The sequence below is a fragment of the Mesorhizobium sp. 10J20-29 genome, assembly GCF_054130485.1.
On the sequence record NZ_CP199156.1, the window covers coordinates 4,829,049 to 4,842,635 of the forward strand.

15 protein-coding genes are annotated in these 13,587 nt (G+C 66.0%); 7 read left to right on the top strand and 8 right to left on the bottom strand.

What is annotated here, in order from left to right; all coding sequences use genetic code 11:
• Positions 1 to 8: 8 nt before the first annotated feature.
• The 3 genes from ACT2BZ_RS23250 to ACT2BZ_RS23260 all read right to left on the bottom strand — a co-directional run bounded on the left by ACT2BZ_RS23250 (position 9) and on the right by ACT2BZ_RS23260 (position 2,056).
• A complete protein-coding gene (locus tag ACT2BZ_RS23250; protein ID WP_457938160.1) occupies positions 9 to 770 on the bottom strand; it encodes an ABC transporter permease in 762 nt (253 codons plus the stop codon).
• Positions 767 to 1,693 (bottom strand): ABC transporter ATP-binding protein, encoded by a 927-nt coding sequence (locus ACT2BZ_RS23255; RefSeq protein WP_457938161.1) that lies wholly within the window; start codon positions 1,691 to 1,693, stop codon positions 767 to 769. Before ACT2BZ_RS23255 ends, ACT2BZ_RS23250 begins: the two co-directional genes overlap by 4 nt.
• Positions 1,694 to 1,876: 183 nt before the next feature.
• A complete protein-coding gene (locus ACT2BZ_RS23260) occupies positions 1,877 to 2,056 on the bottom strand; it encodes a hypothetical protein (RefSeq protein WP_457938163.1) in 180 nt (59 codons plus the stop codon).
• A 215-nt stretch (positions 2,057 to 2,271) separates the two neighbouring features.
• Between ACT2BZ_RS23260 and ACT2BZ_RS23265 the strand changes: the two genes are divergently transcribed.
• The 7 genes from ACT2BZ_RS23265 (at position 2,272) to ACT2BZ_RS23295 (ending at position 9,293) form a co-directional block, all read left to right on the top strand.
• Entirely contained in the window at positions 2,272 to 2,502 is a 231-nt protein-coding gene (locus tag ACT2BZ_RS23265; protein ID WP_457938165.1) for a hypothetical protein, read from the top strand.
• Positions 2,503 to 2,625: 123 nt separating this feature from the next.
• On the top strand, positions 2,626 to 3,558 hold the full coding sequence (locus ACT2BZ_RS23270; RefSeq protein ID WP_457938166.1) for an alpha/beta fold hydrolase: 933 nt from the start codon (positions 2,626 to 2,628) through the stop codon (positions 3,556 to 3,558).
• 90 nt (positions 3,559 to 3,648) lie between these two features.
• The gene (locus tag ACT2BZ_RS23275) at positions 3,649 to 4,824 is read left to right on the top strand and encodes a CaiB/BaiF CoA transferase family protein (RefSeq protein ID WP_457938167.1); all 1,176 of its coding nucleotides are present in this window, start codon (positions 3,649 to 3,651) and stop codon (positions 4,822 to 4,824) included.
• Positions 4,821 to 6,473 (top strand): thiamine pyrophosphate-binding protein, encoded by a 1,653-nt coding sequence (locus tag ACT2BZ_RS23280; protein WP_457938168.1) that lies wholly within the window; start codon positions 4,821 to 4,823, stop codon positions 6,471 to 6,473. The genes ACT2BZ_RS23275 and ACT2BZ_RS23280 overlap by 4 nt, the downstream gene beginning before the upstream one ends.
• 78 nt (positions 6,474 to 6,551) lie before the next feature.
• Positions 6,552 to 7,292 carry a glycosyltransferase family 2 protein gene (locus tag ACT2BZ_RS23285; RefSeq protein WP_457938169.1) on the top strand — a complete coding sequence of 247 codons (741 nt, stop codon included), beginning with the start codon at positions 6,552 to 6,554 and terminating at the stop codon, positions 7,290 to 7,292.
• A complete protein-coding gene (locus ACT2BZ_RS23290; protein WP_457938170.1) occupies positions 7,289 to 7,621 on the top strand; it encodes a lipid-A-disaccharide synthase N-terminal domain-containing protein in 333 nt (110 codons plus the stop codon). The genes ACT2BZ_RS23285 and ACT2BZ_RS23290 overlap by 4 nt, the downstream gene beginning before the upstream one ends.
• Before the next feature lie 19 nt (positions 7,622 to 7,640).
• A complete protein-coding gene (locus ACT2BZ_RS23295) occupies positions 7,641 to 9,293 on the top strand; it encodes an ArnT family glycosyltransferase (RefSeq protein WP_457938172.1) in 1,653 nt (550 codons plus the stop codon).
• 4 nt (positions 9,294 to 9,297) lie between these two features.
• Here the strand turns inward: ACT2BZ_RS23295 and ACT2BZ_RS23300 are convergent, their stop codons facing one another.
• From ACT2BZ_RS23300 to ACT2BZ_RS23320, 5 genes are all read right to left on the bottom strand, one after another.
• Complete coding sequence (locus tag ACT2BZ_RS23300; protein WP_457938173.1) at positions 9,298 to 10,581, bottom strand: cystathionine gamma-synthase family protein; 1,284 nt, start codon at positions 10,579 to 10,581, stop codon at positions 9,298 to 9,300.
• Positions 10,582 to 10,708: 127 nt separating this feature from the next.
• The gene (locus ACT2BZ_RS23305; RefSeq protein WP_457938174.1) at positions 10,709 to 11,155 is read right to left on the bottom strand and encodes a CHRD domain-containing protein; all 447 of its coding nucleotides are present in this window, start codon (positions 11,153 to 11,155) and stop codon (positions 10,709 to 10,711) included.
• A gap of 175 nt (positions 11,156 to 11,330) precedes the next feature.
• Positions 11,331 to 11,978: a TetR family transcriptional regulator C-terminal domain-containing protein gene (locus ACT2BZ_RS23310; RefSeq protein WP_457938176.1), complete on the bottom strand. Its 648-nt coding sequence runs from the start codon at positions 11,976 to 11,978 to the stop codon at positions 11,331 to 11,333.
• Positions 11,979 to 12,019: 41 nt separating this feature from the next.
• Positions 12,020 to 12,406 carry a hypothetical protein gene (locus ACT2BZ_RS23315; RefSeq protein WP_457938177.1) on the bottom strand — a complete coding sequence of 129 codons (387 nt, stop codon included), beginning with the start codon at positions 12,404 to 12,406 and terminating at the stop codon, positions 12,020 to 12,022.
• Between the two features lie 204 nt (positions 12,407 to 12,610).
• On the bottom strand, positions 12,611 to 13,582 hold the full coding sequence (locus ACT2BZ_RS23320; RefSeq protein WP_457938178.1) for an ABC transporter substrate-binding protein: 972 nt from the start codon (positions 13,580 to 13,582) through the stop codon (positions 12,611 to 12,613).
• Positions 13,583 to 13,587 lie beyond the last annotated feature (5 nt).

The window sequence follows — 13,587 nt, forward strand, 5'->3', positions numbered from 1 at the left end:
CGCCGGCCTCAGGCCTTCAGCCGCCAGCCGGTCCTGAAGATCCACCACACCGCCGCGAGGCAGAGCGCCAGGAAGACCAGCGTCATGCCGAGGCTGACCGCCACGTTGACGTCGGAGACGCCGTAGAAGCTCCAGCGAAAGCCGCTGACCAGGTAGAGCACCGGGTTGAACAGCGTCAGCGAACGCCAGAAGGGCGGCAGCATGTCGATCGAGTAGAAGCTGCCGCCGAGAAAGGTCAGAGGCGTGACGATCAGCAGCGGGATCAGCTGCAGCTTTTCGAAATTGTTGGCCCAGATGCCGATGATGAAGCCGAACAGCGCGAACGTCACCGTCGTCAGCAGCAGGAACAGCACCATCCACACCGGGTGCTGGATTTCGAGCGGCACGAACAGGCCGGCGGTGGCCAGGATGATCAGCCCGATCAGCGTCGATTTCGTCGCCGCCGCACCGACATAGGCCATGACGATCTCGACGAAGGAGACCGGTGCCGACAGCAGCTCGTAGATCGTGCCGACGAATTTCGGGAAGTAGATGCCGAAGGAGGCGTTGGAGATGCTCTGCGTCAGGAGCGACAGCATGATCAGGCCGGGCACGATATAGGCGCCGTAGCTGACCCCGCCCACTTCACTGATGCGCGAGCCGATCGCCGCGCCGAAAACGACGAAATAGAGCGAGGTCGACACCACCGGCGACACCACGCTCTGCAGCAGCGTGCGCCCGGTGCGCGCCATCTCGAACTTGTAGATCGCCTTGACCGCGTGAAAGTTCATGACCGCGTGCTCACCAGGTTGACGAAGATTTCCTCGAGCGAGCTCTGCGTCGTCTGCAGGTCGCGGAAGCGGATTTCGGCCTGCTCCAGCGCCTTGAACAGCCGAGTGATCCCGGTCCGCTCGCTCTGCGTGTCGTAGGTATAGGTCAGTTCGCCGCCCTCGGCCCCGAGTTCCAGCCCGAAGGCGTCGAGCGAGGCTGGAATGGTTTCCAGCGGCTTCTGCAGCTGCAGCGTTAGCTGCTTGCGGCCGAGCTTCTGCATCAGCGCGGCCTTTTCCTCGACCAGGATGATCCGACCCTTGCTGATGACGCCGACCCGGTCGGCCATCTCCTCGGCTTCCTCGATATAATGGGTGGTCAGGATGATCGTCACGCCGGAGTCGCGCAGGGCCCGCACCACGTCCCACATGTCGCGCCTCAGCTCGACATCGACGCCGGCCGACGGCTCGTCGAGGAACAGGATGCTCGGCTCGTGGCTCAGCGCCTTGGCGATCATCACCCGCCGCTTCATGCCGCCCGACAGGGTGGTGATCTTGGCGTCCTTCTTGTCCCACAGCGACAGTTCGCGCAGCACCTTCTCGATATGCGCGGGGTTCTTCGGCTTGCCGAACAGGCCGCGGCTGAACGACACCGTCGCCCAGACCGTCTCGAAGGCGTCGGTGGTCAGTTCCTGCGGCACCAGACCGATCAGCGAGCGCGCCGCGCGAAACTCCCTGACGATATCATGGCCGGCGGCCGTCACCGTGCCGGTGCCCGGATTGACGATGCCGCAGATGATGTTGATCAGCGTCGTCTTTCCGGCGCCGTTGGGGCCGAGCAGCGCAAAGATCTCGCCCTTGCGGATTTCTAGGTTGATGTCCTTCAGCGCCTCGAAGCCGGACTCGTAGACCTTCGACAGGTTGGCGACGGAGATGATGGGCTGCATGGCGCTGACGATGCTGGAAAGACCGGGATGGCGGCGGGACGCCGCTCCGGCGGGAAACGGAGCCCCGTATATATGGGTAGGGCCGATGTGATCAAGCGGGACCGCCCCGTCGGCCGCAGTGTGCCGACGCCTCCTGACAGCCAGACGCCGCGGCATCACGCCTGGTGGAGACCCGGGCAGCTCTCAGATGAGGCGGTTGTCCTGGGCGGTCTGCTTGGCACGCCGGCGGGTTCCGTCGGTATCGGACTTGCGGTGCCGTTCGGCGGCTGCCTTGCGTATTTCGTCGAACCTGTTGGTGACCGGCGTGCCGGCGGTCGGCCTGACAGTGGGATGTCTTGGTGCCGTCTGTTTGAACTCGCTCATGCAGCATCCTTTTTGCGAACGGGCATCGCGCACGGATGAAATCCGTGTGCCGCGACTCCGATCAAGTGAGAAGAACCCGCTTCTAGCAGTGTTTCATCCCCATTGATACGGCAGCCCCGCCGACTGGCGCGGAGCGCTTGACGACCCTTGTTCCTCTTGGCCGACAGGCGCATCGTGAACGTCAGTCGACGTCAGCGTCACAGCAGGGGGCCGGAATGAAGTGGATTCACACAGGGGTAGTCGTAATTCTCGCATGCGCACTGGTCATTTTCGCTCTGCAGAACCTGCAAAGCGTGACCGTCGCCTTCCTCAACTTTGGCATCACCCTGCCGCTGGCCGTCCTGTTCGTCGTGATCTACCTGCTCGGCATGGCGACCGGCGGCAGCGTCCGGACCCTGATGCGCTGGGCATGGCGGGGGACGAGGCACCCGGCGCCTCACGACTAGCCGCGCAGCCGCCTGATTGAGCGGCGCCGGGTGGACTTGCCGGCGGCGTGTCGCTCGCGTGGCTCAAAGGCCCGCTTGACGCCCGTCCTGCCCATGTCCGACAGTCCGGGCGGGAGGAACTTCATGCCATTCGACGACCAGATCAGCCTCGCCTCGCCCACCGGCGCGGCGCTCAACCTCTACGCACGGCGCGCCGCCGGCCCCGGCCGCGCGGTCGTCCAGGTCAATCACGGCCTCGCCGAGCACGCCGCGCGCTATGCCGCTTTCGCCGATTTCCTCGCCGCCCGCGATATCCATACCTATGCCCACGACCATCGCGGCCACGGCTACACGACGGCGCCTGACGCACCGCTCGGCCGTTTCGCCGCGTCCGGCGGCAGCGACAAGGTTCTGGCCGACGTCCTGGCCGTCCACGACCACATCGCCGCCGCGCATCCGGACCTCCCGGTCGTCGTCTTCGGCCATTCCATGGGCGCGCTGATCGCGCTCAACTTCGTCTTGGCCCATTCGGCACGCATCCGGAGCGCTGCCCTCTGGAATGCCGATTTCTCGGCTGGCCTCGCCGGCCGCGCCGCCCTTGCCGCTCTCGCCTGGGAGAAATTCCGACTCGGCTCCGACATGCCCTCGCGCATCATGCCGCAGGTCACCTTCCGCGCCTGGAACCGCCAGGTCGGCGAGGACCGCACCGCATTCGACTGGCTGTCGCGCGATCATGCCGTGGTCGACGCCTATGTCGCCGACCCGCTCTGCGGCTTCGACGCCTCGGTCTCGCTGTGGCGGGATCTTTTCGGATTCGTCTTCACGGCCGCCGACGACCGCAATTTTGCCGCCGTCCGCAAGGACCTGCCCTTCAACCTCGTCGGTGGCTCGGGCGACCCCTATACCCGCGGCGGCAAGACCATGACGCGGCTCGCCGACCGGTTGCGGGCGATGGGCTTTTCGAATCCCCTTTCAACCATTTACGCGGGAAACCGGCACGAAAGCCTGAACGAACTGAACCGCGACGTCGTCATGCAGGATTTCGCCGCCTGGCTGGACGGCCAGCTTGCCGACTGAAATGCCGCGAACTGGCCCAGCGCAACAACCGTGACATGGGCCCGGAAGACCTGTTAGAGCGTGCCGCAACCAGCCAGCCGACGGAAAATCATGTCTCAACCCCCGCTTCGCGGCATCCGCGTCATCGAACTTGCCCGCATCCTCGCCGGTCCCTGGGCCGGCCAGATGCTTGCCGATCTTGGCGCCGACGTCATCAAGATCGAGAACCCGGACGGCGGCGACGACACCCGCAAATGGGGCCCGCCCTTCGTCACCGGCAAGGACGGCGAGAACCTGTCCGCCGCCTATTACCACGCCTGCAACCGCGGCAAGCGTTCCGCAGCGATCGACTTCTCTACGCCTGAGGGTGCCGAGACCATCAGGAAGCTCGTCGCCACCGCCGACGTACTGATCGAGAACTTCAAGCTCGGCGGCCTGAAGAAATACGGCCTCGACTATGACAGCCTGCGCAAGCTCAACCCGAAGCTCGTCTATTGCTCGATCACCGGCTTCGGCCAGGATGGGCCCTACGCACCGCGCGCCGGCTACGACTTCATCATCCAGGGCATGTCTGGCCTGATGTCGATCACCGGCGCGCCCGACGGCGAGCCGCAGAAGGTCGGCGTCGCGGTCACCGACCTGTTTTCCGGCCTCTATTCGGTCATCGCCATCCAGGCCGCGCTCCGCCACGCCGAGGCTACAGGCCGGGGCCAGTTCATCGACATGGCGCTGTTCGACGCCCAGGTCTCGGTACTCGCAAACCAGAACCTCAATTTCCTGGTCTCCGGCCGCGCGCCGCAGCGCATGGGCAACGCCCATCCCAACATCTCGCCCTACGAGGTCGTCGCGGCGGCCGACGGCCATTTCATCCTCGCCGTCGGCAATGACGGCCAGTTCCGCAAATTCTGCCAGGTCGTCGGCCTCGACACCCTGCCCAACGATCCCGGTTTCGCAACCAACTCCGCCCGCGTCGCCAACCGCACGGTGCTGCACGAGAAGATCCTCAAGGCACTCGCCCCGCTGGAGCGCGCACCGTTGCTGCAGAAGCTTGACGCCGCCGGTGTGCCGGCAGCGCCGATCAACGATATTGGCGAGATGTTTTCCGACCCGCAGGCCATTGCGCGCGGCATGCGCATGGACCTCGACGACGGCCACGGCAACAGCCTGCCGTCGGTGCGCTCGCCGATGGTCCTGTCCGAGACGCCCCTCACCTATGAGCGCCCCTCGCCGCGGCTTGGCGAGCACACCGCCGAGATCCTTGCCGAACTGGAGAAGCAGAAACCATGAAAACCGGCGGAAAGCTGATCGTCGAGGCGCTCGAGGCCAACGGCGTCGACCGCATCTTCTGCGTGCCCGGCGAATCCTATCTCGCCGTGCTCGACGCGCTCTACAGTTCCAACCGCATCCGCACCTTCGTCTGCCGCCAGGAAGGCGGCGCGGCGATGATGGCCGATTGCCAGGGCCGCCTCACCGGCAAGCCCGGCATCTGCTTCGTCACGCGCGGCCCCGGCGCCACCAATGCGTCCGCCGGCGTCCACATCGCCATGCAGGATTCCATTCCGATGATCCTGTTCATCGGCCAGGTCGCCAGCCACGCGCGCGAGCGCGAAGCCTTTCAGGAAGTCGACTACAAGCGCTTCTTCGGCGACATCGCCAAATGGGTCGTCGAGATCGACGACGCCGCCCGCATCCCGGAACTCGTCACCCGCGCCTTCGCGGTCGCCACTTCCGGTCGCCCCGGCCCGGTCGTCGTCTCGCTGCCCGAGGACATGCTGACCTCCCTCGCGGATGCCCCCGACGCATTGCCCTTCACCCCGGTCGAGACCCGCCCCGGCGAGCATGAGATGCAGCAGCTCGAGGAGTTGCTTTCCAAGGCAGAGCGCCCCTTCGTCATCCTCGGCGGCACGCGCTGGGACGCCGAGGCGGTTTCCCGCTTCCAGCGCTCGGCCGAAAGCTGGGCGCTGCCGGTCGGTTGTTCCTTCCGCCGCCAGATGCTCTTCGACCACCTGCACCCTTGTTACGCCGGCGATGTGGGCATCGGCCCCAATCCCAAGCTCGCCGCCTATATCAAGGAGTCCGATCTTATCCTCTTGGTCGGCGGCCGCATGAGCGAGATGCCGTCGTCGGACTACACGCTACTGAAAAGCCCCTACCCGGATCAGAAGCTCGTCCACGTCCACCCTGACGCCGGCGAACTCGGCCGCGTCTACCGTCCGACGCTTGCCATCAACGCCTCGCCCGCGGCCTTCGCCGAGGCCTTCGCCGGCCGCGGCCCGAAGGCGCCGCCCGCCTGGGCCGACAACACGCCCGCGCTGCACGCCTCCTATCTCGACTGGTCGACGCCGCCCGAAACCGGGCCCGGCGCCGTGCAGATGGGACCGATCATCGCCTGGCTGGAGAAACAGCTGCCAGAGGACGCGATCATCACCAACGGTGCCGGCAACTACGCCACCTGGGCGCACCGCTTCCACCGCTGGCGCCGCTATGGCACGCAGGCCGCCCCGACTTCCGGCTCGATGGGCTACGGCACGCCGGCCGCCGTCGCCGCCAAGGCGCTGCATCCCGACCGCGAGGTCATCTGCTTTGCCGGCGACGGCTGCTTCATGATGAACGGCCAGGAATTCGCCACCGCCGTGCAATACGAGCTGCCGATCATCGTCATCGTCGTCAATAACGGCATCTACGGCACCATCCGCATGCATCAGGAACGCGAATATCCCGGCCGCGTCTCCGGCACCGATCTCAAGAATCCCGATTTCGCGGCGCTCGCCCGCGCCTATGGAGGGCACGGCGAAACCGTTGAAAAGACGGTCGACTTCGCGCCGGCCTTCGAGCGCGCGCGGGCCGCCGGCAAGCCTTCCATCATCGAGATAAGGCTCGACCCCGAGGCGATTACCCCGACCCGGACATTGACCGACATCCGTGACAGGCGCTAGGCCGGCCGGAAAGCGGCGGCAGCGTGTAGCCTCGCTGCCGTCACAGTGCTAATAAGGCCGCGATTTCGGGACCTCCTAATGTCGGAAACAAGCCAGCCGGCCATCTCGGTCGTCATCCCCTGCCGCAACGAAGCAAGAAACCTCGCCTTCCTCATCGGCGAGGTCGACGCGGCGATGTCGGGCCGCGACTACGAGGTCCTCGTCGTCGACGACGGCTCGACCGACACGACCGGCCAGGTGCTCGCCGAGCGCATCGCCACGGGCGACGGCCGCCTCCGCCATATCCGCCATGACCGCTCGGCCGGCCAGAGTGCTGCCGTGCGCTCCGGCGTCTTTGCCGCGCGCGGCGGTGTCGTCGTCACAATGGACGGCGACGGCCAGAACGACCCGCAATACCTTCCGCAGCTCGCCGACGCGCTGCTCGCGGCCGATGCCGGCACGGGCATCGTCGCCGGCCAGCGTCTCAAGCGCACCGACACGAAGCTCAAGCAGGCCGCCTCGCGCTTCGCCAACGGCCTGCGCCAGTCGATCCTGCGCGACGACACGCGCGATTCCGGCTGCGGCCTCAAGGCCGTGCGCACCGAAATCTTCCGCGCTCTGCCCTATTTCGACGGCTGGCACCGCTATCTGCCGGCCCTCGTGCTGCGCGAGGGCTTTACCGTGCAGCACCTCGACGTCGTCGACCGCCCCCGCAAGCACGGCAAGTCCAACTACGGCATCCTCGACCGCGGCCTGCGCGGCGTGCTCGACCTGTTCGGCGTCTGGTGGCTGCGCCGCCGGCGCAAGGTGGTGCCGCAAGTCACCGAGATCGTCCCATGACCGACCAGATCGCCCAGCTCGTCAACTGGCTTCACACCGTCTTCGTGATGCAGTTCGACGCCTGGATCGTGCTCGGCCTTTTGGCCCAGGGGCTGTTCATGATGCGCTTCGTCGTCCAGTGGATCGCGTCGGAACGGGCCCGGCGCTCGATCGTGCCGGTCGCCTTCTGGTTCTTCTCGCTCGGCGGCGGCACCCTGCTTCTGATCTACGCAATCCAGCGCCAGGACCCCGTCTTCATCCTCGGCCAGGGTCTCGGTCTCTTCATCTACATCCGCAACCTCTGGCTGATCGCGAATGAGCGCAAGGGGATGCGGGTCAACGGCGACTGACGCTGGAGGCAACGCGGCCATGACCGTTTCGGCGATGCGGCCCTACGCGCTGCTCATCCTGCTCACGCTCGCGGCGCTCCTGCCCGGCATCGCCGCGCTGCCGCCGGTCGACCGCGACGAGCCGCGCTACATGCAGGCCTCGCGCCAGATGGTCGAGAGCGGCGACTATGTCGACATCCGCTTCCAGGACGTCAGCCGCTACAAGAAACCGATCGGCATCTACTGGCTGCAGAGTGCCGTCGTCAATGCCTCCGGCATGGGTGCCGATGCCCCGGCATGGGTCTACAGGCTTGTCTCGGTCTTTGCCGGCATCGTCTCGGTCTGCGCCATCTTCGCCCTCGGCCGCTCGCTGTTCGGCGAGCGCGCCGGCTGGATTGCCGGCATCGCGCTTGCCGGCATCTTCGGCCTCGCTTTCGAGGGCCGCATCGCCAAGACCGACGCCACCCTGCTCGCCACCGCCCTCTTCGCGCAGGGCGCGCTGGCCCATATCTACGTCTCGTCGCGGCTGGCACGCACGCCCTCGCGCGCCGCCTTCTGGCTGTTCTGGATCGCACAGGGCGCAGCCCTGCTCATCAAGGGCCCGATCATCCTCTTGATGAGCCTGCTGACCATTCTCGCGCTCGGTGTCTTCGGCCGCCACTGGCGCTGGCTGCGCGCGCTGAAGCCGCTCCCCGGCGTCGCCATCATGGCGCTCATCGCAGCGCCCTGGATCGTTGCCATCTCGCTCAAGGTCGGCTGGAGCTTCTGGCAGGAATCGGTCGGCAAGGACATGCTAGGCAAGGCCGTGTCCGGCCAGGAATCGCACGGCTTTCCGCCCGGCTACTATTCGATCACCTATTCGCTGATGCTGTGGCCCTTCGGCGCCATGGCGCTGCAGGGCGGCCTTGCGGCGCTCAACCGCTTCCGCACCGACCCGCGCCTGCTCTTCATGCTGGCCTGGTACATCCCCTGGTGGATCTTCTGCGAGATCCTGCCGACCAAGCTTCCGCACTACATGCTGCCCGCCTACCCGGCGCTGCTCCTGCTGATGGCATGGTGGCTGGAGACAGGCGGCGACATGCCCGCCCCCGCCTGGCAGCGCTGGTTCGCCTATGCAGCCCGCTTCGGCGTCGCATTGGTCGGCGTCGGCCTTGCCGTGATCGCCGTCGGACTGCCGGTCTGGTTCGGACAGTTTTCCGGCTGGGGCGTCGTGAGTGCCGTGGCTCTCCTTACGGCCGGCTGGCTCGGCCTCGGCCTTGCTCCCGCATGGCCGCCGCTGCGCCGCGTTGCCGCCACCACCATCGCCTCGCTGGTCGGCATCGGGCTGCTCGTCGCAAAGGTGCTGCCGTCGGTCGACCCGGTCTGGCCGGCGCGCGAGATCGCCCGCACCTATAGGGCCGTCGCACCCTGCGTGGACTCTAGGCTGGTCTCGTCAGGCTTCGCGGAGCCGAGCCTCGTCTTCCTGACCGCCGCCGACACGCTCTTCACCAACGGCGCCGGCGCGGCCGAGAACCTGCTCCAGAACCGCTGCAACGTCGCGGCCATCGCCGCCAGCCAGCAGGAAGCCTTCCAGTCCGCCTTCGCGCAGTCGGCGCAAAAGCCGGTCGAGGTCGGCCGCGTCGAAAGCCTCAACTTCTCGAAGGGCCGCCCCGTCGCGATCACGCTTTACCGGATGCCGCGCGGCGGCGAATAGCCGCCTACACCGCCGCCAGCGCCTGCTCCAGGTCGGCCACCAGATCGTCGGGGTGTTCCACGCCGATCGACAGGCGGATTGTCGAGGCCAGCACGCCGATGCGCTCGCGCACCGCGACCGGCACGCCCGAATGCGTCATCGCCGCCGGATGGCTGGCGAGCGATTCCGTGCCGCCCAGGCTGACCGCCAGCTTGAATATCTGCAGCGCGTTGAGGAAGCGGAAGGCCGCCTTTTCGCCGCCGACGATGTTGAACGAGAAGGTCGAGCCCGCGCCCGTCGACTGCGCCGCGAAGGTTTTTGCCGCCGCACTCCCCGCTTCGAGAAACGGCAAATAGCCGACCTTCGCCACCTTGGCATGCCCGGCAAGGAAGCCCGCGACCACCGCCGCATTGGCGTTCGCTTTCTCCATGCGGATGGCGAGCGTCTCCAGCGAGCGCCCGAGCATCCAGCAGGAATGCGGGTCGAGCTGTGTGCCGATGGCGCCGCGCAGCGCCTTGATCGGCTTGGTCATCGCCTTGCTGCCGAGTGCGGCACCCGCAATCAGGTCGGAATGGCCGCCGACATATTTGGTCAGCGAATAGACCGACACGTCGATGCCGTGCTCCAGCGGCCGCTGGAACACCGGCCCGAGCAGCGTATTGTCGCACACCGTCACCGGCCGCGAGCCCTGCCTCCTGGCTATGGCGTCCGCGATGCGGCCGACCGCCGCGAAATCCACCAGCGTATTGGTCGGATTTGCCGGCGTTTCGATGAAGATCACCGACACCCGGCCCTTGCCCGTCGCCTCCTCGGCGGCCTTCTGCATCAGCGCCTCGTCGACGCCATCGACGAAACCGACCGCGCCGATGCCGAAATTGCTGAGCGTCTTGGCAAGCAGGGTCTCGGTGCCGCCATAGAGCGGCTGCGAGTGCAGCACCACGTCGCCCGGCCGCGCGAAGGCGAGCAAGGTCGTGGCGATTGCCGACATGCCCGACGAGAACACGATGCCGGCCTCGGCCCCTTCGTAGACGGCGAGCCGCTCCTCGACGATCTCGCTGTTGGGATGGTTGAAGCGCGAATAGACGAGACCCGCCCCGGCGCCGCCCGGCGGCTCCTTGCGGCCTGACACGTAGTCGAAGAAGTCGCGTCCCTCCTCGGCCGTCTTGAACACGAAGGTCGAGGTCAGGAAGACCGGCGGCTTGACCGAGCCTTCCGACAGCTCCGGATCGAAGCCGTAGGACAGCATCATGGTTTCGGGATGCAGTCTGTGATTGCCGATATGCGTCTTCGAGGTTTTTGGCGCGACCATCTCTCTTCTCCGAATTGTTGCGCGAGCCTATCCCGGCGGGGTTCTGCCGTCGCGCGCCATCAGGAAAAAAACGAAAGGCCCAGGCATTGCTGCCCGGGCCCTGGTCTCGGCGGCCGTCAGGCCGTCATCACATGGCGCTCTTTTCAAGCTGGCCGCGGACCTCGCCGTCGGGATGCGCTGCCGTGTGCAGGTTGAAATAGACCTTGCCTTCGGTCAGCGCGGCGGCCTGCTCATCGGTCAGCGTCGCCGAGCCCTTGAGCGGGCTGGCGAGATCGCCAGACACCGGCACCATCGGCGGCGCGTTCTCCCCCGGACCCGCGGGGCCGTGGAAATGCGCCGCGGTCGCCGGGCCGGAAAGCTCGGTATATTCGACCGTCCAGTCGAGCTTCTTGCTCTCGGTATCGAAGGTAGCATCGACCATGCCGCTGCCCGTGCTGTCGTTCGGCGGCACTTCCTGCGCGGCTTCGAGCGTTGCCGACATCTTGACCGTCTCGGCCATGGTCGGCGCGGCCGCCAACATTCCGGCCGCTATGCCGAGCGCAGCCAGCAGCGGGGTTCTGATCATCGTGGACATCGAATTTCTCCGTCGGTGGGTAAGGCGCGACCGGGCGTCATGCCCGCGCGTCTTCACTCAACGCCGCCAGCCGAAGATGTTTCCCCTCCCTTGGCGGACCGCACGGAAAAATCGTCCCCCGTCTTGGGCATGCCGCGGCAGATCATTCTCGCCACGTGCAATCCCGCGGGAATGCTCAGGCCGGCGCGATGCTCTGTCCCACGCCACCTCCGCCCGCCACCGCGCCCATGTAGAAGTCGAGCATCGCGTTCAGCGCGTCGGGCTTGCGCTCGAGCCGGCTGCGCAGCGCCGCCCCTTCCCAGCAGTCGACCAGCAGGTCGGCCAGTTCCCGCACGTTGCAGCCTGCCGGAATGTCGCCGCGCTGCCTGGCTTCCTCGAGGCAGCCGGCGATGCGGCCGGCAATCGCGGAAAAGCACTCGGCGATCTTGGCGCGGAACACCTCGCTGATGCCCGACAGTTCCTGGCCGAGGCCGCCGATCAGGCAGCCCATGTAGCCTTCCTCGCGATAGGATCTTTGCGTCGTCTCGAAAAAGTCGCGCACGCGCGCGAGCGGCGGCCGCGAAGCGTCCTGCAAACAGGCATCGAGCCCATCGTGGACCGCGGCCATGTAACTGTCGAGGACCTGCAGCGCAAAGTCCTCCTTGTCCCTGAAGTGGTGGTAGAACGACCCCTTGGGCGTGCCGGTCGCCGCCAGCAGCGCCTGGATGCCCATGTCGTTGTAGCCATGCTTCAAAAGCATCTGCAGCCCGGCGCCGATCAGCCGCTGCTTCGTCGCATGCATCGGGCTGTCGGCGTCGGTCTTCGTCGTTGCGTCTTTCGTCAAGTTCGCTTCCGCATGGCTTTTGGTCGGCAAAGCCTGCCGGCTCAGCCTCCCGTCATCTTGATCATATGATCGATGACATGGCTATGCTCGTGCTGCGGGCTGAACATGATGATCTCGGCATCCGCGTCAACCTTCACATTGTGGCCGGGCGGCCAGTAAAACAGGTCGCTGGCGTTGACCGTCTCCTTCTTGCCGTCCGCATCGGTCGTGGTGATCTGGCCTTCGAGCACATAACCCCAGTGCGGCGACTGGCAGAGATTGCCGTCCAGCCCCTGGAAGAGCGGCGTCGTGTCGACGCCGGCTGACAGCGAGAAATACTCGCCACTGATCATGCCCAGCCCCGTGGCATCGCCGAAGTCCTTGCGCTGGCGGATCACCGCGCCGGGTATCTGCATCTTGACGTCCACCTGTTCCTTGGCAACGCGCATATCGACCTCCCTTGGTTTTCTCGTTAGACCGACCGGTCTATTCCGATTTGGCCACATGCCGCTGCGTAAGTCAATCGTCTGGGCGGGCTGCCCGCTCCGGCTGCTCGCCGCATGCCAACGCGCAAAGAACAGGGGGCGGTCGCCCGCCCCCTTCGCATTCGGAGTTCCGCCAAGACCAACCGGTCCGGGGCGTTATGAGAAAATCTACTGGATCGCCTTGTCGGTGATCGTCGAGGTCCAGGCGCCTTCCGGCTCCTTGGTGATGATCTTCTGGTCGAGCAGCGCCTTGGCGGTGCGCTCATAGGCCTCCGGGATCAGCTTGCCGTCGGCATTGTCGATCAGCTTGGCCACCTCGCCCATCATGCGCTTCTGGTGGTTCTCGTCCTGGCCGCCATTGTCCATCACGATCTCGGCTGCCTCGTCAGGATTGTCGACGGCGTATTTCCAGCCCTTCATCGAGGCGCGCACGAAGCGCACCATCTTGTCTTCGAAGGCCGGGTCCTTGAGGTTCTCCTCGAGCGCGTAGAGGCCGTCCTCGAGCAGGTCGTTGCCCATCTCCGTGTAGTTGAACACGATCAGGTCTTCCGGCTTGTAGCCGGCGTCGATCAGCTGCCAGTACTCGTTATAGGTCATCACCGAGATGCAGTCGGCCTGCTTCTGGATCAGCGGCTGCACGTCGAAGGACTGCTTCAGCACCGTCACGCCGTCGGCGCCGCCTTCGGTCGACAGGCCGATCTTGTTCATCCAGGCATAGAACGGATACTCGTTGCCATAAAACCAGACGCCGAGCGTGTGGCCCTTGAAGTCGGCCTCCGTCTTGATCGGGCCGTCAGCCGGACAGACCAGTTCCATGCCGGCCTTCTTGAAGGGCTGAGCGATGTTGACGAGGCCGACGCCCTTCTCGCGCGCCGCGAGTGCGCCGCCCATCCAGTCGACAATCACGTCGGCGCCGCCGCCGGCGATCACCTGCTCCGGCGCGATGTCGGGGCCGCCCGGCTTGATCTCGACGTCGAGACCTTCCTCTTCATAGAAGCCCTTGTCCTTGGCGACGTAGTAGCCGCCGAACTGGCCCTGCGTGACCCACTTGAGCTGCAGGGTCACCTTGTCGGCGGCCATCGCCTGTGCGGCTGCCAGCGACATGGCGCCGGCCATCATGGTTACAATCGTTTTTTTCATTTGTT